Source organism: Roseibium sp. (assembly GCF_965233565.1).
Classification (GTDB): Bacteria; Pseudomonadota; Alphaproteobacteria; order Rhizobiales; family Stappiaceae; genus Roseibium.
Genome location: NZ_OZ247494.1, coordinates 4,019,583 through 4,044,762, shown reverse-complemented (window position 1 = coordinate 4,044,762; position 25,180 = coordinate 4,019,583). Strand labels below are relative to the sequence as shown.

Below are 25,180 nucleotides of genomic sequence, written 5' to 3'. Positions count from 1 at the left end.
TCCGCTTCCCGGTCAGTGGCCGTTCAGAAATTCGGTTCGTGTGACTTCCATGCGAAGGGCGGGGATTGTGGTCCCGCGCGAAACGCTTTTGCAACCGACCTCGCCCACCAGCCGGAAGCCGAGTTTTTCGAGCACTTTCAGAGAACCGGAATTCTCTGTCATGGCCTCGCCGGCCAGTCGCTCGTGCCCGGTGTTCTGGAACAGCCAGGTCACGGCGGCCTCGACCGCTTCGCTCATAAACCCCTTGCCCCAATAGGGGCGCCCCAGCCAATAGCCGATCTCGGGGGTTTCCTGCAACTTTTTGAAGCCCATGCCGCCGATCATTCGGCCATTATGATCAATGTGAAGCCCGAGTTCATCAGCGGTTTCAATATCCCGCCAACGCTCGACGGAGCGGCTGAGATAGGCTTTGCCGGCGTCCAGATCATATGGATAAGGAACGCGCGAGAGCATCTTGGCCACTTCGTAGTCGCCAAGCAGCTCCGCACAGCTTTGAAGATCCTCCGGACAAGGTGCACGCAATTGCAAGCGGTCCGTTTTCAGATTGATCGCAGTCATGACAGGACAGGTTCCTCTGCCTGGAAGGCTTCAAGGGTCAACCGGAATTTCGTCGCCGGCAAATCCTCCCCCCGAGCCCGGATCGGCAAGAGAATTGCGTGAGGATCGTCAAACCCGAGTTTGCGCAAGACGTTGAGCGAGGCCGGGTTTTCGTTGAGGGCACCGCTCGTGACCGTCGTTTCAGGGCTTTCGCCGAAATGCCAGGTCAGCACCGCGCGCGCCGCCTCGCTCATGAACCCCCTGCCCCAGTAGGGCTTGCCGAGCCAATAGCCGAAATCCGGCTCCGGACCTGCCCGCCCCACCGAAATCGCGCCAATCAGGCCGCTGCCATCGTCGATCGCAAAGGCGCGTTCTCCGTCTTCATCAAAGGCGGCGGTCTGATTGATCCACCAGACCGCATCTTCTCGGCTGTAAGGATGCGGCACGACGGAGAGCATCTTTGAGACGTCATAGTCGCCCACCAGCGCCCGCACCCGGTCCGCATCCTCAAGCGTGAGCGGACGGAGCGTCAGCCGCTCGGTCTTGAGCACAGGGAGGCTCATGCCGCTTTCCGCCCGGCTTCGAAATCGGCCCGCGACAAGCGCACGACAACGTTCGACACCCGCCGATCCAGCGCCTTGGAAAAACGCTCGGTCATGGAATAGGGCTTGAACCCCAGCTTGCGCAGAAGGCCTCGCGAGCGGAAGTTCTCCTCAAAGGCGCGCGCCGCGATTGCCTCGGTGTGAAACGCCTCGAAAGCCCAGGCCAGGGCCGCCTCCACAGCCTCACTGGCATACCCATGACCCTGGAAGGCGCGGCCGAGCCAATAGCCAAGCGTCGGCAGGTCGGCGAGATCTTCCAGGTCGCCCGGAGGCTCGATGGCAACAACACCGATGAACACGCCACCCAGCGTGATCGCAAACAGGGCCTCGGTCTCGAACGGATCCTTGCCAACCACCGTTTTGAGAAAGCTTTCCGCCGCTCCGTCCTCATAGGGCCAGGTAAAGGATGTCAGCCAGCGGGCAACTTCAAAATCCTTGCCTGCAAGCGCCACCATGGCCTCGGCGTCGCTCATGGCGATCGGCCGCAGAACCAGACGTCGGGTTTTCAGTTCCGGTAACATGCTCATCGTCCTTGCCCCCATCCTTTCAACGACTTCCAGACAGCGTGTTCCAGCGTGTAGCGTTCGATCGGCACCGAGCCGCCCGCCCCAACGGAGCGGATCATGGCCTGGTCCCGGAACTGGAACCCTGATTTCACCAGAACCCTGCGCGAAGCCGGATTGGTGACGCGGCAGGAGCCCTGCAGTTCTTCAATGTCGTGATAGGTAAAGGCGTGGTCGACCAGCGCATGCACCGCCTCGGTTGCAAAGCCCTGCCCCCAGAAGGGTTCGCCCAGCCAGTAGCCGACATGGATCGGGCCGCCCGGCTCGACATTGGCATAGCGAGCCACGCCGATCAGCCGGCCGGTGCTCTTCAGCCGGATGGCAAAGGTCGCGGATTGGGGTTTTGCCTGATGCGCCTTGGCAATCAGCGCCCGGCCATCTTCCAGCGAGAACGGATGGGGCATTGTGGCGAGGTTCGCCGCCACGATCTTGTTGTTGGCCAAAAACACCAGATCGGCCAGGTCGTCCGCCCGCGGCTGGTCGAGCCGCACACGAACCGCGTCCTGCGGCAACGGGGCCGCGACCAAACTGCTCTCGTCTAACAGACCATCACTTTCAACAACCATCATTTCCTCCAGCCAAAACAAATCAAGGGAGAGATGGCGCCCCATCTCCCCCTTGGAATTCTGACTGGCCGGTTGTTGGCCTCATCTCGAATTGCCGGGGTCGAATGGGACGCCGGCGTTTCGAAACTTCACGTCGGCTTTACTCCGCTGCTTCCGCTACCGGGAGCACGTTAATGTAGGTTCGCTTGTTGGCTTTCGCCTGGAACTCTACCTTGCCTTCCACGGTCGCGAAGATGGTATGGTCCTTGCCCATACCAACGCCGGTGCCCGGGTGCCAGGTGGTGCCGCGCTGACGCGCGATGATGTTGCCGGGAATCACTGCTTCCCCGCCATATTTCTTGATGCCGAGACGGCGGCCAGCTGAGTCGCGGCCGTTGCGGGACGAACCGCCTGCCTTTTTATGTGCCATCGTGAGAACTCCTCGTTCTTCGAATTCTTAAATCTAACGGACCTGAAACGGCGGCTTAGTTGCCTGCCAGTTCCTTGGCCTGTTCAACCCAGTTACCGCGCTCGAACTTGCCTTTCAGGCCGGTTTCTTCTTCAACGCGGGCGACATCGTCGGCGGTCAGAGCTGCGATCTGAGCGAAGGTGGTGATGCCTGCCTCGTTCAGTTTTTTTACAGCTGCCGGACCGGCGCCGTCCAGTTTCTTCAGGTCGTCTGCAGCAGCCGGTGCGGCTTCTGCAGCGGCCGGAGCCGCTTCAGCGGTTTCTTCAGCCTTCGGCGCAGCCTTTTTCGGCGCTGCCTTCTTGGCCGGCTTTGCACCACCGGTCAGAATGTCGGTCACCTTGACGAGGGTGAAGGACTGACGGTGGCCGTTGCGGCGGCGGGAATTCTGACGCCGGCGCTTCTTGAAAATGATGACCTTGCGGTTACGGCCCTGTTCGACCACTTCCGCAACAACGCTGGCACCTTCAACGGTCGGTGCGCCAACGGTGGTGTCGGTGCCGTTGCCAACCATGAGCACTTCGTCAAAGGTGACGGAGCTGCCGGCTTCGGCGTCCAGTTTTTCGACCTTCAGGAGGTCGTCTGCGGCGACGGTATACTGCTTGCCGCCGGTCTTGATCACTGCGAACATGTCTCGCACGTCCTTCTTTTCGTTTTTGACACACCAGAGGCGAGCGTATAGCACCGCAACCGGCTGTTTTCTCGGTCGAACACGAGGCGCCTGTCTCTCCGGCAAATCCGGCTGACAGGTCTTTGTGACGGGGTTGAGCGTGAAGCTTTGAAAGCCCGGCAGGCCTGGAACGACAAACAAAACCCGAAAAAGCGAACCTTTTCGAGCCCGCGCAATATAGTCGGCCAGCTCCCGATGTCAAACGGAAATATACCTCCGGGTCCAGGAAGGGCCTTGTCTTTGAATCTATTGGCCGGATGGTTTGAGCCGACACCCGCTTGTTTGCACCATGGTATCACACATGAGAGATATGTGCCTGTGATGGCGTTGCTGACGCTGCCGGTGTGGATCGTTTCAAGGTGCGCCGTTCAGGCACGGTTCCGCCGACGGTTGAGGCCGAGATCCGGGCAAGACCGCATCCAGCATGCAACCGCCCGTGCACTGCCTTCAATCACTCGGCAGACATGGCTAATTCGGTCAAATCCACACCCTGAAATTTTCCTCAATTCCGGTCTTGCGATAGCGGCGCAGTCTGTCTATGTTCCGCGCCACTTGAGACCCGTTTTTCTCATAGTGCCGCGGAGAGGTGCCGGAGTGGTCGAACGGGGCGGTCTCGAAAACCGTTGAGCGCGCAAGCGTTCCGAGGGTTCGAATCCCTCTCTCTCCGCCATTCTTCTTGATAAGATACTGTATCTTAATCGCTAATCCTTGATGCGATTCTCTGGCTTGTCATCAGTCCCGGCAAAACGGTGCTCTGCCCGCAACTTGTTCCGACTGATTTCAATCTGCACAAAATCCGTTGCAACTGGATCCTGCCGACTTGCGCTTGCAGCGTGCCTTGGGATCCGGAGATCCTGCTCTTTCTAACAGCAATCAGTGCAACGGTTCGTGCCGCAAACTGGCGGAATCCTGCGGCCTCAGGTTACGCGGTTCCTGAGACGCGCCACAACTGCGGGATATCATGCAAATTGGCAGACGCTATTATCGCGCCTGCCAACTGTGTTGCACCAGCCTGTACTGTCTCAGTTACACAAAACGGAAATCGTCCGCGTGCAGATCGGAGACGACGACCCCTTCCAGCATCAGGATGTCGCCACCGGACAGGTCGATCGAGGTGTCCGAGCCATCATCGGACGCCGCGGCCAGAACCGACGCGAAATCGGCGAACAGGGTCGACCCGAACTCCAGGACGTCGCCAGCGCCTTCTCCGGCGGCAAAATCGGTGATGGTGTCGGAGCCGTTTGATGTGTCGGTAAAGACAAATGTATCACTCCCCGAACCGCCGGTGAGCATGTCGTTACCGGCTTCACCGTTGAGTGTGTCATTGCCCTTACCGCCCTGCACCGTGTCATTACCACCGCTGGCCGACAGAACATCATCTCCATTGAAGCCGATCAGGGTGTCGTCGTTTTCCGTTCCCTGCGACATCATCAGACGCAGATCGTCATGCGACCAGGTTGTTCCGTCGTCAAAGACGATTTCCTCCACACCTGCCTGTTTCCGGTTGAAGGAGTCGTAAAACTGTTCGTCCAGGATAATGGAGCCACCATCGGCAAAGAGAAGGGTCACGTCATCGTCGTCACTGGACGACATTTGAATCCCGACCTGCGAAGCAAGAATACCTGCCCCAAGTTCAAGTCTGTCACCGGCCCCGTTGTTGTAGGTCTCAATGATCTTGTCGTTGCCATCGCCTAGCTCGTAGATATAGACATCGTCTCCGGCACCGCCATGAATTTCGTCGTTGCCCAGGCCACCGGTGATCACATCGGCACCAGCATACGTGGTGATGAGATCGTCGCCGTCGCCTGTGTCGATCACATCATCGCCTTTGTTGAACCCAATGACCGTATCGTTTCCTGCGCTGATGGCATTATCGAAGTAATGCGACATGATGTCGGCAGCACCCCAGACGGTTCCGCCGGCAAAGGCGATCTGTTCCACACCCGCCTGTTTCCGGTTGAAGGCGTCGTAGAAGTGTTCATCGAGGAAAATGGAGCCGCCGTCAGTGAAATGAAGGGTGATGTCATCCTTGTCACTGGCACTGCGAGTGATCGTAACATCAGCCGCATTAATCCCGGCTCCTAACTCAAGTCTGTCACCAGACCCGTTGTTGTAGGTCTCAACGATCTTGTCATTGCCGTCACCGAGGTCATAGAAATAGACGTCGTCTCCGGCACCGCCATGGATTTCGTCGTTGCCCAGGCCACCGGTGATCACATCGGCTCCGGCATAGGTGGTGATGAGATCGTCGCCAGCGCCTGTGTCGATCACGTCATCGCCCTGGTTGAACCCAATGACCGTATCGTTTCCCGCGCTGATGGCATTGCCGAAGTAATGCGACATGATGTCGGCAGCACCCCAGACGGTTCCGCCGGCAAAGACGATCTGTTCCACACCCGCCTGTTTCCGGTTGAAGGCGTCGTAGAAGTGTTCATCGAAGAAGATGGAGCCACCGTCAGTGAAATGAAGGGTGATGTCATCCTTGTCACTGGCACTGCGTGTGATCGTAACATCAGCCGCATTAATCCCGGCTCCTAACTCAAGTCTGTCACCAGACCCGTTGTTGTAGGTCTCAACGATCGTGTCATTGCCGTCACCGAGATTGTAGAAATAGACGTCGTCTCCGGCACCGCCATGGATTTCGTCGTTGCCCAGGCCACCGGTGATCACATCGGCTCCGGCATAGGTGGTGATAAGATCGTCGCCAGCGCCTGTATCGATCACGTCATCGGCTTGATTGAACCCAATGACCGTATCGTTTCCTGCGCTGATGGCATTGTCGAAATAATGCGACATGATGTCGGCAGCACCCCAGACGGTTCCATCGGCAAAGGCGATCTGTTCCACACCCGCGTGTTGCCGGTTGTAGGCGTCGTAGAAGTGCTCATTGAGGAAAATGGAGCCACCGTCAGTGAAATGAAGGGTGATGTCATCCTTGTCGCTGGCACTGCGTGTCGCCGTCACTTCTGAAGCAAGGATTCCACTGCCCAGTTCCAGGCGATCGGCACTGCCCTTTGAATAGGTCTCCGTGATCGTGTCGGCCCCGTCGCCCAGACGATAGATGTAAGTGTCGTTGCCACTGCTGCCGTTGAGATTATCATCCCCCTCGCCGCCATCGAGCGTGTCATCGCCCGCGCCGCCATTTATGGTGTCGTTACCCGCAAGGCCAGCAATCACTTCATCAGCCGACGTCCCGTCAAGGGTATCGGCATCTGCGGTGCCCAGAATATCTGCTTCAGTCGAGCTGTCCGCCTCAATCTCCAGGTTGAAGACATCTTCAGCGGAGACAGAGCCGTCGGATGCGATAATCCTGAGCGCGAGCGTACCTGCCGTCCCTGCCGGCGGGCTGCCGGAGAACGTCCGGGTGGCCGCATCGAAGCTCAGCCAGGACGGCAAAGCCGAGCCGTCCTCAAGCGTTGCACTGTAACTCAGGGCATCGCCATCGATATCGGTGAAGGCATCCGCAGGAACCGTGAAGCTCCAGGTCGCATTTTCCACCGCGCCCTGGTCATTCACAGGGACTGCAAGGACCGGAGCGTCATTCACAGAGTTGACCACGATATCGAAGAATTCCTCGGTACTGTCCGTACCGTCGGACCCGATCAGCTTCAGTGACAATGTGCCATGGTAGTTCTGTGGCGGTGTTCCCGAAAACTGGCCGTTGCCGGGATTGAAATTCAACCAGGACGGCAGCGGTGACCCGTCGGCCAGTGCCGCCGTCACCGTGATTTGATCGCCTTCCGGGTCCGAGAACGGGAACTCCGGAATGGTGTAGGACCAGGCCGTATCCTCCTCCAGGGACAAGTCCGGCACATCATAGACAACAACCGGCGCGTCATTGACCGGGTCGATCACCAGATCAAAGACATCCTCGGCCGTCTCCGCGCCGTCAGAGGCCACAATCTTCAGGGTGATCGTGCCGTTGAAGTCCTGCGGCGGGGTGCCGGAGAAGGTCCGCGTGGCCGCATCGAAGCTCAACCAGGCCGGCAAAGCCGAACCATCGCCAAGCGTTGCACTGTAAGTGAGGGAGTCCCCGTCGGCATCGGAGAACGCATCGGCCGCAACCGAGAAGCTCCACGCCGTATCTTCACCAATGGACTGGTCCGAAATGGAGCCTGAAACAACCGGGGCAGAGTTGGGTGAATCGACCACGTCGAGCGTATCGTCGAGGACCCAGTGGACCAGCTTCGGCTCGCCGCCTCCGGTGGAGATGACCGTGTTGGCAAGCTTGCTGCCTTCGGTATAGAGCGACATGTGCGCATGCAGCGGTGTCGAGACGTCAACCGTCGTCGAACTGGTGTAAAACACCGAACCGTTCTTCAGATATTGCAGGCTACCATCCGCCAGACGCTCGATCGCAAACGTGTCGCCATCGGAATAGCCGCCGAAAGTGGCCACGACAGAACCGTTTTCCTTGATGCGGACCTCGTTGCCGCCCCTCAGCCAGATGTAATAGTCAATCGACGTATCATCCTGGCTGCCGGCAATCGACGCGCCGATATCTAGATGTGCACTGGCATCGACAGCCGTCGACTGGATGTAGCCGGCACCCGTCAGGCTTTCCATGGAGGCAGCCAAGCCGTTGTACCAGTCATCACCACCAGAGACCTTCTCGATGGTGTTTCCGGCCATGGTGGCCCGCTCCGCCAGCATGGCAAAATCCCACGTCTCGCCATTGGCAAAACGAAGCTGATCGAACCGGGAGCCCGTGTTGTCGCTGCCCAGCTGATCCGTCAGCGTGATCACCTCGCCGGTGGACGTGATCGTGATCGTGATGTGGTTTGTCCAGTCCGGATCGACGCCGAGAGCGACCTCGCCCTGAGTGACATCCACCAGGAAGATCTCGTCAATGTCACCGGCATCCGCCGATACGCCGAACGTGTCATTGCCATCGCCCTTGCGCCACAGGAACGTGTCGCTGCCCTTGGCGCTGTTGATGTCGTCATCGCCTTTGCCGGCATCGATGACATCATCCGCATCCGTCAACCAGAGTTGGTCAACGCCATCCGTACCGGTCCAGGTCGGGGTCGGCACCGGAACCGTGTCCAAAATCACCAGGGTCGGGTCAAGCTGCCAGTTGACCAGCTGCGGTGCACCGCCACCGGTCGAAATGCCTGTGTCAGCCAGCACTGTGCCTTCATCGTAAAGCGACATATGGGCATGAAGCGCAATCGATGGATCGACCTTCGTGCTGCTGGTGTAGAGCACCGTGCCGTTCTTCAGGTACTGCAGCGTACCATCCTCAAGACGTTCGATCGCAAAGGTGTCGCCATCGGCATAGCTGCCGACTGTGGCAACGACCGAACCGTTTTCCTTGATGCGGATCTCGCTGCCCGTCAGCCAGATGTAAAAATCAATCGAGGTATCGTTCTGGCTGCCGGCAACCGACGCACCGATGTCGACCTTCTTGCCGGCATCCACCGCTGTCGACTGGATATAGCCGGCGCCAACAAGAGCCTCCACCGAGGCTGCCAAACCGTTGTACCAGTCGGAGCCACCCGATACTTTTTCGATCGTGTTGCTGGTGACTTCACCAGACACAGCAATCACCAGATCAAAAACATCTTCCGCAGACGCCGAGCCGTCAGAAGCGATCACCTTCAGAGACAGTGTCCCCACAGCCTCCTGCGGCGGTGTTCCGGAGAAAGTCCGCGTCGAAGCATCAAAGGACAGCCAGACCGGAAGCGCTGAGCCATCAGCAAGCGTCGCGCTGTAAGTCAGCGCATCGCCATCCGCGTCGGTGAAGGCATCGGCCGGAACAGTGTAGCTCCAGGCCTCACTCTCCGTTCCTATCTGATCGACAATCGAGGCAGCAACAATTGGGGCAGAGTTGCCATTGTCTCCCACCACGTCGAGCGTATCGTCGAGGACCCAGTGGACCAGCTGCGGCTCGCCGCCTCCGGTGGAGATGACCGTATTGGCAAGCTTGCTGCCTTCGGTATAGAGCGACATGTGCGCATGCAGCGGTGTCGAGACGTCAACCGTCGTCGAGCTGGTGTAAAACACCGAACCGTTCTTCAGATATTGCAGGCTACCATCCGCCAGACGCTCGATCGCAAACGTGTCGCCATCGGAATAGCCGCCGAAAGTGGCCACAACAGAACCGTTTTCCTTGATGCGGACCTCGTTGCCGCCCCTCAGCCAGATGTAATAGTCAATCGACGTATCATCCTGGCTGCCGGCAATCGACGCGCCGATATCTAGATGTGCACTGGCATCGACAGCCGTCGACTGGATGTAGCCGGCACCCGTCAGGCTTTCCATGGAGGCAGCCAAGCCGTTGTACCAGTCATCACCACCAGAGATCTTCTCGATGGTGTTTCCGGCCATGGTGGCCCGCTCCGCCAGCATGGCAAAATCCCACGTCTCGCCATTGGCAAAACGAAGCTGATCGAACCGGGAGCCCGTGTTGTCGCTGCCCAGCTGATCCGTCAGCGTGATCACCTCGCCGGTGGACGTGATCGTGATCGTGATGTGGTTTGTCCAGTCCGGATCGACGCCGAGAGCGACCTCGCCCTGAGTGACATCCACCAGGAAGATCTCGTCAATGTCACCGGCATCCGCCGATACGCCGAACGTGTCATTGCCATCGCCCTTGCGCCACAGGAACGTGTCGCTGCCCTTGGCGCTGTTGATGTCGTCATCGCCTTTGCCGGCATCGATGACATCATCCGCATCCGTCAACCAGAGTTGGTCAACGCCATCCGTACCGGTCCAGGTCGGGGTCGGCACCGGAACCGTGTCCAAAATCACCAGGGTCGGGTCAAGCTGCCAGTTGACCAGCTGCGGTGCACCGCCACCGGTCGAAATGCCTGTGTCAGCCAGAACCGTGCCTTCATCGTAAAGCGACATATGGGCATGAAGCGCAATCGATGGATCGACCTTCGTGCTGCTGGTGTAGAGCACCGTGCCGTTCTTCAGGTACTGCAGCGTACCATCCTCAAGACGTTCGATCGCAAAGGTGTCGCCATCGGCATAGCTGCCGACTGTGGCAACGACCGAACCGTTTTCCTTGATGCGGATCTCGCTGCCCGTCAGCCAGATGTAAAAATCAATCGAGGTATCGTTCTGGCTGCCGGCAACCGACGCACCGATGTCGACCTTCTTGCCGGCATCCACTGCTGTCGACTGGATATAGCCGGCGCCAACAAGAGCCTCCACCGAGGCTGCCAAACCGTTGTACCAGTCGGAGCCACCCGATACTTTTTCGATCGTGTTGCTGGTGACTTCACCAGACACAGCAATCACCAGATCAAAAACATCTTCCGCAGACGCCGAGCCGTCAGAAGCGATTACCTTCAGAGACAGTGTCCCCACAGCCTCCTGCGGCGGTATTCCGGAGAAAGTCCGCGTCGAAGCATCAAACGACAGCCAGACCGGAAGCGCTGAGCCATCGGCAAGCGTCGCGCTGTAAGTCAGCGCATCGCCATCCGCGTCGGTGAAGGCATCGGCCGGAACAGTGTAGCTCCAGGCCTCACTCTCCGTTCCAACCTGATCGATAATCGAGGCAGCAACAATTGGGGCAGAGTTGACCGGGGTGATCACCAGGTCAAAGATGTCCTCACCCGTCTCCGTGCCGTCAGAGGCCACAACCTTCAACGAAACAGTGCCGTTGAAGTCCTGCGGCGGCGTGCCGGAGAAGGTCCGCGTGGCGGCATCGAAGCTCAGCCACGACGGCAAGGTCGAGCCGTCGCCGAGCGTTGCACTATAGGTGAGCGCGTCGCCATCGGCATCGGTGAACGTACCCTCGGGAACCGTGAAGCTCCAAGCGGTGTCTTCGTCAACGGACTGGTCCGCAATGGCGCTGGCAACGACAGGCGCGTCATTGACCCGGTCGATCACCAGGTCGAACGTGTCTTCCGCCGAGGCTTCACCGTCGCTGGCCACAACCTTCAGCGAGAGTGTTCCCGCGCCATCTTGCGGCGGGGTGCCGGAGAAGGTCCGGGTGGCCGCATCGAAGCTCAGCCAGGACGGCAAAGCCGAGCCGTCCCCCAGCGTTGCACTGTAGGTCAGGGCATCGCCGTCAATATCGGCGAAGGCATCCGCCGGGACCGTGAAGCTCCAGGCTACGTCTTCCGCCGCGCTCTGATCTGCAATTTCCGCTTCCAGCTCCGGCGCATCGTTGACCGGGTTGATCACCAGATCAAAGACGTCCTCTCCCGTCTCAGTGCCGTCGGAGGCTACAACCCTCAATGAAACAGTGCCGTTGAAGTCTTGCGGCGGCGTGCCGGAGAAGGTCCGGGTGGCCGCATCGAAGCTCAGCCAGGACGGCAGGGCAGAGCCGTCGCCGAGCGTAGCGCTGTAGGTGAGCGCGTCGCCATCGGCATCGGTGAACGTGCCCTCGGGAACCGTGAAGCTCCACGAGGTGTCCTCGTCAACGGACTGGTTTGAAATGGCGCTGGAAACAACAGGCGCGTCATTGACCCGGCCGATCACCAGATCGAACGTGTCTTCCACCGAGGCTTCACTGTCACTGGCCACAACCTTCAGCGAAAGCGTTCCCGCGCCGTCTTGTGGCGGGGTGCCGGAGAAGGTCCGGGTGGCCGCATCGAAGCTCAGCCAGGACGGCAAAGCCGAGCCGTCCTCAAGCGTTGCACTGTAGGTCAGGACATCGCCATCCACGTCCTGGAAGGTGTTTTCCGGAAGCGTAAAGGTCCAGGCACTGTCTTCCGCAGCAGCCAGATCAGCGATTGCTGTTTCCAGCTCCGGCGCATCGTTGACCGGGTTGATCACCAGATCAAAGACGTCCTCTCCCGTCTCAGTGCCGTCAGAGGCCACAACCTTCAATGAAACGGTACCGTTGAAGTCTTGCGGCGGCGTACCGGAGAAGGTCCGCGCGGTGGCATCGAAGCTCAGCCAGGACGGCAGGGCAGAGCCGTCGCCGAGCGTAGCGCTGTAGGTGAGCGCGTCGCCATCGGCATCGGTGAACGTGCCCTCGGGAACCGTAAAGCTCCAAGCGGTGTCTTCGTCAACGGACTGGTTTGCAATGGCATTGGAAACAACAGGCGCGTCATTGACCCGGCCGATCACCAGATCGAACGTGTCTTCCACCGAGGCTTCACCGTCACTGGCCACAACCTTCAGCGAAAGCGTTCCCGCGCCGTCTTGCGGCGGCGTGCCGGAGAAGGTTCGTGTGGCCGCGTCGAAGCTCAGCCAGGACGGCAGGGCAGAGCCGTCTACCAGCGTTGCACTGTAGGTCAGGGCATCGCCATCCACGTCCAGGAAGGTGTTTTCCGGAAGCGTAAAGGTCCAGGCGCTGTCTTCCGCAGCAGCCTGATCAGCGATTGCTGTTTGCAGCTCCGGCGCATCATTGACCGGGTTGATCACCAGGTCAAAGATCTCTTCGGCCGAGGCCTCGCCGTCGCTTGCAATCACCTTCAATGAAAGGGTGCCATTGAAGTCCTGCGGCGGCGTGCCGGAGAACACCCGCGTCTCAGGGTCAAAGGTCAGCCACGCAGGCAGCGGGCTCCCGTCGGAAAGCGCTGCGCTATATGTCAACACGTCACCATCCGCGTCATGGAACGTGGCCTGTGGCACGGTCAGGAGGACCGTGTTGTCTTCATCGATCGTGTGGGCACCCATTGGCGTGACAACGATGGGAGCATCGTTTGCATCGCCAAGCACCTCAACGACCACCGTAGCCGTTGCGGTGCCGCCACGGCCGTCGGAGACGGTATAGTCAAAAGAAGTTGAGCCGACGAAATTCGCGTTCGGAACGAACCGGATGTTTCCGTGCGGATCAAGCTCCACAATGCCGTTCTGAGCGGCGCCGACAGACTGGATGCCGATGGCATCACCGTCGAGATCGGTATCGTTTGCAAGCAATTCGGCCGCCGAGACGATCAAGGCAGCGCCCTGAAGGACGCTCAAGCCGTCATCGTCCGTGGCAATTGGAGATGTGTTGACAAAGTCGCCGATCCGAACCGTAACCGTCGCTTCAGCGGTCTGAAGGCCGTCACTGACGGTATAGGTGAACGTGACATCGCCTGTCCCAAACCCGGCTTCGTCGCCAAGCAGGATGCCTCCAAATTCGTCGAACGCCACCGTGCCTTGCGACACGGTTCCGAACGACTGAATGAATAGGATATCACCATCCGCATCCGTGTCGTTGATCAGCAGACTTTGAATGTCAATCGACAGCCATTGAGCCCCCGGCGCTCGGTAGAGCACATCATCGGCAGCGACCGGAGCCGCCAGTTGAGTGCCGTCTGACAAGCGAAGCAGAGCGTCATAGTTCCAGACAGTGCCGTCATCGAAGGATACAAGGTCAACCCCTGCCGTTCCCGAAACAAGACGGTCCTCCAGTGTGATCTGGTCACCGCCGTCTCCTACTTTCAGGATCAGGTCGTTGCCGTCGGCAGACCGTTCGACCGTGACGTCGGTCGTCCTGATCCCGCCCGTCAGATACAATGTGTCATATTCTTCGAGATCGGCGCCCTGATCATTGATGGTGTCCGCACCGTCGCCGACACTGAACCTGTAGGCATCCGTACCAGCCCCTCCGCTCAGGACATCGTCGCCGGTGCCGCCAATCAGAAGGTCCTCACCCTCGCCGCCCGTGAGGGTGTCGTTGCCCGCACCGCCCTGCAGTTGATCATCGCCCCTGGCACCGTCGATTTCGTCCTGTCCGCCAAGTCCGTTCAGGACATCATCCGCGCCACTGCCGAGAACCTGATCGTCTCCCGCCGTCAACGCTTCAACGGTTTCAAGGATCTGGCCGCGGTTCAGGATCGTGCCGTCAGAGAATTCGATTTCTTCCAGCCCCTGCGTGGCGTCGACGAACTGATCGCGAATAGTAAGGCTGCCTTCGCCGGCACCGATATTGATCAGGAGGTCTTCACCACCATTGACTCTGGAAAAGGTGACATCGCCCAACAGGATGTTCGGCCCGAGCACAAGGCGGTCAACCACCTGAAGGTCGCTGCTGTTTTCGTTGATGACGTCGTCACCAAAGTCCCTGGAGATGTAGTACGTGTCCGCCTCGGACGAACCGTTGATGGTTTCACTGGTGGTCGGGTTCCCTGTCAGAACCGCCTGGGACTTGATGTCGTGACGAGACAGGAAACTGCCGTCATCAAAAACAATTGCCTCGAGCCCCTCGTACTTGTCGAAGCGCGTGCGTTCGCCGTTATGCGTCTTGGAGTAGGTTCCGTATTCGAACTGGTCGTCGACCTGGATATAGTCGCTGCTTCCCTCGAAAAGAATATAGAGGTCGTCGCCGTTCCGCCCGAGCCTCACCTCATCGGCAGCGAACCCTTCAAGGCACAGCACATCCGTCTCGAACACGGAGCTGCCGCTGTCGTGGATCCTATCCGTGCCGTCACCGCGTCGATAGATGATCGTATCGCTGCCTGAGGAGGACTTGATGTAGTCGTCGCCCGCGCCGCCGGTAATCACTTCATCTGCAGATGTGCCGGAAATCGTCTCGGAGGCGGAAGTGCCGTCAATGATGGTGTCGCCATCTTGATGCAGGCCGTTTTCAAGCTGATGTCGCGTAATCAGTTCGCTGTGATAGACCTTCTCGCCATCATCAAAGGTGAAGACCCAGGTGTGCGAGATGTGGGCACTGTCATCCATGTTGAAAGTCAAGACATCGCCGGTGCCGTCAATGCTTGCCTGCCAGGTGTCCGACGCATCATCGAAGGTGAAAGTCAGATCGTCGAATCTCAGACCATCCTTGAACTGAACTGTCGTAACGTTCGGCGTGTTCCAGATATTTCTGTTGTCGGCGTGGATCGTATCGCTGCCATACCCCGTTCCGAAGATATAGGTATCGTCGCCCCCATAACCCTCCAGCCTGTCGTCGCCGGCACCGCCATCCAGAATATCGTTTTCGTATTCCAGACCTGTCAGGTGATCGTCGCCTGAAGTCCCTTCGAGCATCAGGTCGACGATATTCTGATAGGTCAGAACCTCGCCGTTGCCGAACACGATCTCGTCGATCGGTTTTTCGTAAAAACCCTTGGTGTTCAGCGTGAAGAAGGAGTTCAGCCGGATGACCTCACCAGTCGGGAGGATCTCGACATCAAGGCTGAGCCAGCTGGCCCGGACAAACTTCACATCGTCGATGTTGATGCCGCTGCCGAACTCCAACCGGTCGAAACTCAGTGCCTCGTTGTCGTCGCGAATGCTGTCGTTGCCATCGCCCAGCTCGTAAACGAACGTGTCATTTCCGGCACCGCCTTCCAGCGTGTCGTCACCGGCACCACCGTCAAAGGTGGTGTCGCCAAACGCCGCGCGAAGGGTGTCTTCACCGGACGTGCCAACGGCAAGGCCGCCGCCATTTCCTCCGGAGACAAGCGGAACCAGTTCGTTAAGCAGATAGACCGAGCCGTCCTGGAACTTGAACCCGCTGATGCCGTCGTCGGTGAAACCGGTCTTGAACTGGTTCACCACAACGAAACCGGCGCTGCCATCGGCCAGCCCGATATACATTTCGTAGGGATTCAGGTCGACACCGGCGGGAATTGGCAGAAGGTCGCTGCTGTCCAGATTGCCGTAGATGACCAGGTCGGCCGGAGTGATGCCCTCGCCAAAACTTATGTAGTTGGTATCCGATCTCTTGGAATCCGCCAGAATGGTGTCGATGCCATCTCCGAGCGTAAGGATATAGGTGTCGTCGCCGCTGCCGCCGTCCAGCGTATCGGTGCCTTCGCCACCATGTAGTTCGTCATCTCCATAAGAGCCCGACAACGCATCATCGCCCTTGCCTCCGGCAATAACATTGTCGAAACCGTCACCCAGCAACGTGTCGGCCTGGTCGGTGGCAGTGGTAAAGCGGGCGATAACATCCGCATCCGTCCAGACTGTGCCATCGGCAAATTCGAAACGGGTGATGACGTTTTTGCTTTCGCCCAGAGATCCGAACTGATCCAGGACCGTCAGCGTTTCGCCGGTTGCAGTGATCGTGATCACAAGATCGGTCAGGTTGTCGTTGGAACCGGTCCGGGTGATGACAATGTCGTCTGCAGCCAGACCTCCGGTGAACCGCACGATGTCGCCTACGCTGTCGGCGGAATAGACCGGCACATCCGGATCGATCGTGTCATTTCCGGAGCCCGGCCCGAAGAGGAAGGTGTCCTTGCCGTAGGAGCCTTGCAGCAGATCGTTTCCGGCGCCACCGTCGATCACGTCAGGACCGAAAGTTGCAACCAGTTCGTCATCGCCGTCGGTGCCCGTTACCGTGGTGCCGGGATTGTCATCATAAATCGAGATTTCAAAGTTGACCGACGCCGAAGCCCCGAGCGCATCGGTTGCCGTGACCTTGACGGTGTAAACGCGGGTTCCTTCATAGAGATCCAGGAGAGAGGCAGGCGGATCCGCCTGGAAGGTCCGGGTCGCCGGGTCATATGTCATCCAGTCCGGCAACGGCTCACCATTTTCCAGCGAGAGCGTGAGCGCATGACCTGTATTGTCCGCGTCCTCGAACAGCGCTTCCGGCAACACGAAACTGATCGTGTCGTCCTCATGCAGGCTCTGGTCGTCGATCGTCCCAACGGCGACCGGTGCGTCGTTGACCGGAGAAACGACCATGTAGAATGACTGCTGTGCGGTCGCGCCGCTGCCATCGGTGGCTACGACCGTAAGTGCAAGGATACCGGTATCGCCGTCTTCCGGCGTACCTGTGAAGGCCTGACCGTCGAAGCTGAGCCAGTCCGGCAAGGGAGCGCCGCCAAACAGGGTCGCGCTGTATGTGAGCTGGTCGCCCTGGTCCTGATCAGAAAAGATGCCGTAGTCCGGCGACCAGCTCAGCAATTCACCTTCGGTGGCAACGTGGGCTTCCCAGGTTCCCGTGACCGTCGGCGCATCGTTGGTATCGGTCACCGTCAGCAGGAAACTGGTCGAAACGGTGTTGCCTGCCAAATCCGTCGCTGTCACTTCGATGTTAAGTGCACCGACATCTTCGTTGGCAGGGGTGCCGCTGAAAGTGGCCGTCGCGTCATCAAAGCTCAGCCAGTCCGGCAAAGCTGAACCGTCCGCAAGTCTGGCCGATACAGTCAGGACATCATTCTGCGTCGCGTCCGCAAACACGTCCGCCGGCAGTGTGAAAGTGAAGGCACCGTCTTCCGCCGTCGCCAGGTCCGCCGGCGCATTTGCCACAACCGGCGCCTCGCTGTCCGCCCCGGTCACGAAATGCAGTGGTACTGTGAGAACTGCATCGCCATCGGACGCCAGCAGATGCACGGTGAGGATGCCGTCGGCATCGGCCGGAACGGTTCCGGAGAAGGTCAGGGTCTGCGCATCGAAGGATAGCCATGCAGGCAGGTCCGACCCGTCGGCGAGCTTGGCCGAAAAGTCAAGCGGGTCGGCCTCCGGATCAGACACCTGTGCCGCGTCGAACACATAAGTCAACGCCTGCCCCGCCCCCGCGTCCACAGGTGCCGGTGTTGCAACAAGCTCAGGTGTGGAATTGACGTTCTCGATCTCGAGCCGGAAGGCGGATTCCGCCTGTTTGCCCGACGCATCCGTTGCAACGACGACGATGTCGAGCGTGCCGACATCGGCATTGCCGGGCGTCCCGGTGAAACGGCCGTCTGCAAATGTCAACCAGGCAGGCAGCTGCGAACCGTCCGCCAACCGCGCAGAAAGCTGAAGCGAGCCGTCTTCTGCATCGCTGAACAGTCCCTCAGGAAGATCAAGCACAAAGGCGCCATCCTCGTCGACCGTCTGGTCCAGGACGCTGCCGTTTGCCTGAGGAGCCGTGTCCACGGCCCTTTCCAGAATATCGGAGACCAACCAGACCGTACCGTCATCAAAGGCGAACGTGGTGAGCGTTCCGACCACGACGGGAGCCGCTCCGCTAACGTCGAAATAGTCTTTCACAGTCAGCGCGTCCGTCGTGCCGGTGATCGCCACAAGCAAGTCGGACCCGACAACAGACAGGACAATGTCACGAGGTGCGACACCGGACTTCAGCAGCAGCGTGTCCGCGGACGTGTCCGCGACCGGAGAGGACACCCGATCCTGACCGTCACTGCGCCCGAATTCGATAACATCCGCGCCGGCACCCAGGTGGATCTCGTCATTGCCGGCACCGGCATCGATCCAGTCATTGCCGTCCGTGCCGACGACATAATCGTCAGCATCGCTTTGGGAACCTTCCAGAACGCGTTGCGCAATGCCGGCCGCATCAATGACCTTGCCGTCGGCAAAGACAATGCGCTCGATGGCGGTGTTGGCAAACTGGTCGTTCACACGAACATTGGCCCCCGAGGCAAAGGAGAGCACCAGGTCGTCCGGCTGTGCCGGATCGCGCCAGAAGCGTATGTCCGCTTCGCTGATCCCGTCGAGCACCATCAGCTGGTCCGTGCCCGTTGAACCGGTTTCCTCAATGGTGTCGTTCCCGGCGCCGACCAGATAAGTGTCGCCACCCTCACCGCCGATCAGCGTGTTCTGCCCGGCGCCGCCGGAAAGCGTCTCACCGGACGCCGTCCCGATCACTGTGTCGTCGCCGGTGTTGCCGGATGCATCCAGGATCTGGCTGCGAATGAAATCACCCGTCAGCACATCGCCATTTGCAAAGGTGATCTGTTCGATGCCCTTGCCAGTGCCGGTCATCTGATCGACCAGGGTAATGGTGTTGCCGTCCGCGAGCGTTACAACAACATCATCGTCTGCGGTGCCGGACCTGGCGAACGAGACATCCTGGACACGAATGCCGGCACCGAAACTCAGGCTGTCCGTCGCACTGGAGGTCGAGGCGTCGATGATCACGTCGGAGCCGTCGCCCAGCTCGTACCGATAGGTATCGGTGTTCTTGCTGCCGATCAGCGTGTCGTTGCCTTCGCCGCCTTTCAGTTCGGTCGCGAAATCTCCGTAAGTGCCGGTTGCCGAGGTTTCGATGACATCATCGCCGGCTGTTGTCTGTTGCGTGACGAGCAGCTGGCGCAGCTGGCTGCGGGTCAGTGTTTCACCACTTCCGAACGAGATTGAATCGACACCCCACTGATTGAGTTCGGTGAGCTGGTCGGACAAGAGGATTTCGTCGTCGGCGCCGTCGAAGCGGATCCGGACACTTTCCCCATCCTGAATGAATTGCGCATCGGTTCGGTCAAAGCCGATGATGAGCAATTCATGGGTCTCGCCGATCACGACCCCTTCCTTGGCCAGGACCTGGTCCTGACCGTCGCCTTTCACGAAGACGAAGGTGTTCCTGGAGACATTGTCGTTTTCAACGAGCAGGTCGTTGCCCTTGCCGCCCGTGATGATCGTCTGCTGATCGGCATTCGGCAGGTCGCGCGTGTCTTCATTGGCGTCCGTTGCACCGGTGAGCGTGGCCAGGACTTCACGGGCTGTTGCCGTGGACCCGTCCGCAAACTGAAGATGAAGATAGCCTTTGCCGAGATAGTCTTCGACCGTCACGCGGTCGAAACTGCCGTTCAGGAAATCGATCACAAGATCGGTGCCGTCCAGGGAGTAGGTCACGACGGTCTGGGAGATGCCCTGATTGAAAACCAGCGTGTCCAGCGCCGCACCGCCGTCGGATTGCGCACGAATGACATCCTGACCGTCGCCACGCGAGAAATAATAGGTGTCGGCGCCTGCCCCACCTTCAAGCACATCGTTGCCGCTACCGCCAGCGAGATGATCGTCGCCCGCGCCGCCGTTCAGCGTGTCGCTGCCTGCCCCGCCGGAAAGCGTGTCGTTGCCGGCTCCCCCCAGGACGATGTCGTCGCCGTCGCCACCTGCAAGCGTATCGGTACCCGCATTGCCGAAAAGAAGATCGTCGCCCGCGCCGCCATTCAGCGTGTCACTGCCGCTGCCGCCGATCAAGGCGTCAGCACCCTCGCCGCCTTTCAGCGTGTCATCACCGCCGCCGCCGTTCAGGAGATCGGATCCCGTTCCTCCGGACAGGCTTTCCCCGGCGCTCGTGCCCACGGTCGAGATGTCGGCGGTTCCGGCGATCTGTGCCAGTTTGGCAATCTCAGCAATGCCAACGGTCTCGCCGTCGGCAAATTCATACAGGGTGACAAAGTCGCTCTTGTCGGCGACATCCAGGATCGACGGGTGATTGACGATATCCAGCCTGTCATCTGCGCCGATGACCTGAAACGTCAAGGTTCCCTTGTCTGCATCGTCGGGGTCTGGCGTGAAGGTGAGTTCGAAATCGGCAAGCGTGTGAGCGGTAAAGACCACAGTTTCGCGCCCGCCATTGTCGCCAATCGTGTTCTGTGTGGCGAAATCCGTCAGGATCCGGTCCCGTCCGAACCCGGCATCAAAAACATAGCGGTTGTTGCCAAAACCGCCGAAGAGCGTGTCGTTGCCGGCGCCACCGTTCAGCGTGTCGCCACCGTCGGTGTACTTGCTATGGCTGGTGATGAAATCGTTCTCATCATAGCCATGCAGGACATCATCGCCTTCTCCGCCAAGAAGCGTGTCGCTGCCGCCGCCGCCATAAAGGGTATCGTTGCCGCCCCCGCCATTGATCACATCACCATAGCCGCTGCCGAACACTGTGTCGGCCGTTGCCCCGACCTGGCCGTCCAGGGCCAGATCGGCCAGGTAAGCAGCATCCCAGATGGTGCCGTCCTCGAAGGCAATCGTGTCGATGCCCTCGCCGGCTTCCTTCATCAGGTTGCTGAGATAGACCGAACCGCCATCCGGCCCGGCAATAGTGATTTTCAGATCGTGTTTGGCGGTGTTCAGGCCGTCGGCCGTCTCGATAAACTTGAGCACCTCCACCGAAATGTCGGACGGCTCGATATCCGGGCCGAAAACCAGACGGTCGAAGCCGCTGCTGTCAGTGATGGTGTCGTCGCCGCTGCCGCGGACCCAGAAATAGCTGTCATTGCCGCTGCCGCCGGCCAGCAAATCGTTGCCGGACGTCGCCGCAAGTGCGTCGTCGCTGTCTTCAAAGCCGATCAGGGTGTCATCGCCGGCCGTCGTCTGCTGCTCAAGGAACACGTCCTTGATGCGCGCCCGGTCCCAGACCTCGCCATCGGCGAAACGGACAAAGTCCAGCCCGTCGGTGAAATTGCCGACCGGATCGAACTGGTTCGTGACGGTGATGGCGTCGCCGTTGTCGCCGATCAGGAAGGTGATCGCCAGCGGGTCATCGGCCGAGCGCACCAGCCGGATGTCACTTGCCGAGATACCTTCGCCGAAGATCAGCGTATCGGTCTGCTCCCCGTTGGAGAAGTAACCGGTGGTGTCGTTGACCGTAACGATGTCCTGACCGTCACCGGAATTGAAATAGATGTTGGAGCCTCCATCGCCGGCAATGATCCGGTCGTTGCCGCGCCCGCCGGTGATTTCGTCAAATCCGGCGCCACTGTCGATGTAATCGTCATTGGCACCGCCGAAGAGGCTGTCGTCGCCGTCATGGCCGAACAGGCGATCGTTGCCTGCCCCACCCAGGATACGGTCATTGCCGTCATTGCCGAAGATCTGGTCGTTGCCCCCCGCACCGACCAGCGTGTCATTGCCGCCATTGCCGGTGATGAGGTCTTCCTTGGCCCCCCCGTCAATGATGTCGTCCTCTGCACCGCCGGTGAGCTCGTTCGGATATTCCACCAGATTGGGCAGGTCGTCTTCATTGTCCGGGGTCTGAGCCGGCGAGGTCAGCGTCTCGACGGTCCACGCATCGCGCGCGGCCTGGTCCAGGGTCGACCAGTTCTTGATCAGAACTGTGTCGCCGTCGCCAAAGGTGATCTGGCGGTCCGTGACGCCTTCCGTGTCACCTGCGACATCCGCATAGGCGAGTGTTGCCGTGTCGATATCGACGAATTTCAGGATGTTGCCCGACGCGGACGCGTCGAAAATGACATTGGCACCGTCACCGCGCGCAAAGATGTAAGTATCGACCCCTTCACCACCGCTCAGCGTGTCATTGCCCTGTCCGCCATTGAACTGATCGTCGCCGCTGGACCCGGTCAGCGTGTTGTCGCCGGAATTGCCGTTGCGCTGGAGGGGGATGTCCTCGATTGCCGGCGCTTCGTCAGCTGCCGCTGCAGCCCCTTCAACAGGTCCCTCGGCCGAAGCCGGCTCGGGGCTCGCTGCTGCGGCCGCCATGGCCATCGCTTCGACCGGAGCGCCACCCTCTTCCTGAGTTTCCTCAATCGGGTCCGCGGACGGTGGTATCAGATTGAGGCTGGCAAGTGTTGCCTGGATCTGGGCGTTTTCCTTAGGCCCCTCGATCGGATCGAAGTTCCCGTTTCGATTCGTGCCCGTTTCGTAACCGTTCTCCCAGCCGTCTGCCCGCAACTTGATGCCGAAGTCGCCCTGGCGCCAGTTCTCCACCACCATGGTTTGCGGAGCTGCAAAATCGTCCCCCTTGAAGGAAATCTCGAGCCTGTAAACGCCGTCGCCGGTGACCTCAAAAGCGCGTTTTCCGGTTTCCTGATCAAAGACACGGTAGATCTCGCCATGCGCACCGATAATTTCCTGGGAATAGGCGTTGACCCACTTGTTGTCCCAGCGCATCGCCTCTTCCACAGCGACGTTGCCGAAAAACAGCGGCAGGCCGAGTCCTGCGCCAAATCCGGTGCCAGGCGTACCCAAGCCAATTCCCGGGTCGATCAAGTCACTGGCAATGCCAAAAAGATACCCGACATTCTCGACTTTTGCCTCGAACCAGTCGGAGATCAGCAACACAGGCTGATACTGCTGATCACCCAGGAGCGGCGAATAGGCCTCAAAATCCCCGGTGTGTTTTTCATAGCGGTTGAAGTCAAACGCGGCACCGCCAACGATCTGTTTGCCGTTGAAGGTCAGAACACCATTGGAAGCAATCGCCCGGTCCAGGTCGGCATTGCCGACAATATGCTGGGTCTGCTTTTCCGTCGCGTTTTCGAGATCGAAGTCAATTCGAGTGATGGCGGACGGATCGCTAGGCTGACCGCCATCATCGGTCACGACAACTTTGTTGTCGCCAAGTCCCATGGCAAAGGTTGTGCCGTCTCCCAGGGCAGGAATTTCTACCCGGTCGTCCTCGTCGGTGAGGATGATCGTCTCAAAGTCTGTAAATTCTGCGTTTGTGCCCTCAACCACTCCGTCCCGGAACGTGATGCTTTCACTGATCCGCGAGAAGTCGAGGATGTCGCCTTTGCCCTCGTCATCCAGGGCATCGACCTCAAACCGCGTGTCATTCCGCAAAGTCTCAAGATCAGTGACGATGTACCGATCCTGCTGGAAAGTCCCGAGAATCGCCTCAAAGTTGGTGAACCGGGCATTTGTGCCCTCAAGCACGCCGTCACGCAGCGTAATTCCCTCGTCCAGGTCAGAAAAGTCGAGGAAATCTCCTGTCTGTCCATCGCCACCACCATCGACCTCCAGTTCTTTAACAACACGTAAAAAACCAAGATCTTTGACGAAGTAGGTGTCTTCAAAGTTTGTAAGTACAAGTTTCTCCGCAGCATAAATTTTTGTATTTACATCGTAATCACTGTAATGAACTTTAATAGCCCCAGGTTCACCACCTACAATTTCTTCATGTTCGGCATTCAGGCCGTGCTGGAGGTTTTCGAAACTGACGGTATCAAATTCCGTGTCCGTGACTTGATCAACGTCGCCGCCCCAGATTTCGTCCGCCCCGGTCCCACCGTAGAAGGTATCGCTGCCGATACCGCCCGAAAGGACGTTGTCCCCGTCATGGCCGTGTAACTCATCATCTCCCTTGTTGCCTCGCAGGGTGACCTGTTTGTCTGCGCCGTTCAGTTCGGTGGCGTGAATGACATCGTCGGAGACAGTTCCAATGACAGTTTCAAAGTTCTTGAACTGCAATTCGTCGGTTGATGAAGTTTTGATTTTGCCATCTTTGAGCGTAATGCCAGACGGAGTCATAAGACTGAAATCAAGGACATCCCCCTCGTCCCCAGCCTCATCACCGCCATCAATCATCTTTAGAACTGAATTCGTAAGACTTCCGCCAGTTACGGGAACAAAACGATCATTTTCATTTGAAAGAATAATATTCTCAACAGCGTGGAGTTTGGTATCTACCTTTCCATCATTGTCTATACTTACCACATGGGAAAAACCGGGATTGCCGTTCACAAGAACCTTGAGGCCGCCGTCACCTACGTTCGAAAAATTGGCGGTATCATCTTCGCTATCTGTTTCCTGTTTGATGTCTCCGCCCCAAATGACGTCTTTGCCGAGGCCGCCGATAAACGTGTCTTTTCCGCTGCCACCCACCATGATGTCGACATGTTCACCCTCACCGCCGTCGAGCGTGTCGGTGCCTTCGTCGCCGAACAGGTGGTCGGCATCGTCCCCGCCAAAAAGATGGTCGCTGCCCTTGCCACCAAAGAGGTAATCATTGCCACCATTGCCATAGAGGGTGTCGGATCCAGACACATCGGAATCAGCTCTCAGGCCATCGCCATGCAGGTAGTCAACACCTGAGGTTCCCTTGAGCGTCTGACTGCCATAACCGCCAAAAACGATGGACCCATCACCGTCCTTGATGATCAAGCGGGCGCCACCATCATCAGACTTGAAAGACAAAGCGGAAGCGGAAACAGCTTTAAATGCGACGGTCGCAGCACTGCCCTCTTGGTAGACCCGATGCTGGATCGAGACCTCTTCGCCTTCTAGCGCAAGTGTAAATCCGTCTTGATTGCCTGGTTTGTAAAATGCGAGATGATCTTTGTTTTTGGCATCTCCCACCGACCAGTTTTTAATTTCGCTGGAAGAGTACCCAAACAACATCGCCATTTCAAAATAGGGATCGGTGTTGTGATGCTCCCCCGTCAAGAACTTAACGGTGTGCTTTAACTCGTCCGCTTCATAAATTTGAATTCTTGTCGCGATATCCGGCTGACCCAGCTCGCCCCTGCGTTCGGCTTCGCGGAGCA

General features: G+C 58.8%; 7 protein-coding genes, 1 tRNA gene and 1 pseudogene. 1 reads left to right on the top strand and 8 read right to left on the bottom strand.

The genetic code is table 11. From position 1 onward, the window contains the following. Nucleotides 1-12: 12 nt before the first annotated feature. The 6 genes from ACO6TG_RS18520 to ACO6TG_RS18495 form a co-directional block, all read right to left on the bottom strand. A complete protein-coding gene (locus ACO6TG_RS18520) occupies nt 13-558 on the bottom strand; it encodes a GNAT family N-acetyltransferase (protein WP_422374546.1) in 546 nt (181 codons plus the stop codon). Continuing rightward, nucleotides 555-1,100: a GNAT family N-acetyltransferase gene (locus ACO6TG_RS18515; protein ID WP_422374545.1), complete on the bottom strand. Its 546-nt coding sequence runs from the start codon at nt 1,098-1,100 to the stop codon at nt 555-557. The genes ACO6TG_RS18520 and ACO6TG_RS18515 overlap by 4 nt, the downstream gene beginning before the upstream one ends. Beyond that, nucleotides 1,097-1,666 (bottom strand): GNAT family N-acetyltransferase, encoded by a 570-nt coding sequence (locus ACO6TG_RS18510; RefSeq protein ID WP_422374544.1) that lies wholly within the window; start codon nt 1,664-1,666, stop codon nt 1,097-1,099. The genes ACO6TG_RS18515 and ACO6TG_RS18510 overlap by 4 nt, the downstream gene beginning before the upstream one ends. Then, nucleotides 1,663-2,268 (bottom strand): GNAT family N-acetyltransferase, encoded by a 606-nt coding sequence (locus ACO6TG_RS18505; protein ID WP_422374543.1) that lies wholly within the window; start codon nt 2,266-2,268, stop codon nt 1,663-1,665. The genes ACO6TG_RS18510 and ACO6TG_RS18505 overlap by 4 nt, the downstream gene beginning before the upstream one ends. Nucleotides 2,269-2,407: 139 nt before the next feature. Beyond that, nucleotides 2,408-2,677, bottom strand: a complete 270-nt coding sequence (gene rpmA, locus ACO6TG_RS18500; protein WP_094073683.1) for a 50S ribosomal protein L27 — start codon at nt 2,675-2,677, stop codon at nt 2,408-2,410. Between the two features lie 55 nt (nt 2,678-2,732). Then, a complete protein-coding gene (locus tag ACO6TG_RS18495; protein ID WP_422374542.1) occupies nt 2,733-3,344 on the bottom strand; it encodes a 50S ribosomal protein L21 in 612 nt (203 codons plus the stop codon). Nucleotides 3,345-3,963: 619 nt separating this feature from the next. Here ACO6TG_RS18495 and ACO6TG_RS18490 point away from each other — a divergent pair. After that, nucleotides 3,964-4,053, top strand: a tRNA-Ser gene (locus tag ACO6TG_RS18490). 356 nt (nt 4,054-4,409) lie between these two features. On the opposite strand, the gene ACO6TG_RS18485 is transcribed toward ACO6TG_RS18490, so the two are convergent. After that, nucleotides 4,410-24,104, bottom strand: a complete 19,695-nt coding sequence (locus ACO6TG_RS18485) for a putative Ig domain-containing protein (protein ID WP_422378906.1) — start codon at nt 24,102-24,104, stop codon at nt 4,410-4,412. A 384-nt stretch (nt 24,105-24,488) separates the two neighbouring features. After that, a pseudogene (locus ACO6TG_RS18480) lies at nt 24,489-25,034 on the bottom strand (calcium-binding protein); the annotation flags it as partial. Between the last annotated feature and the right edge of the window lie 146 nt (nt 25,035-25,180).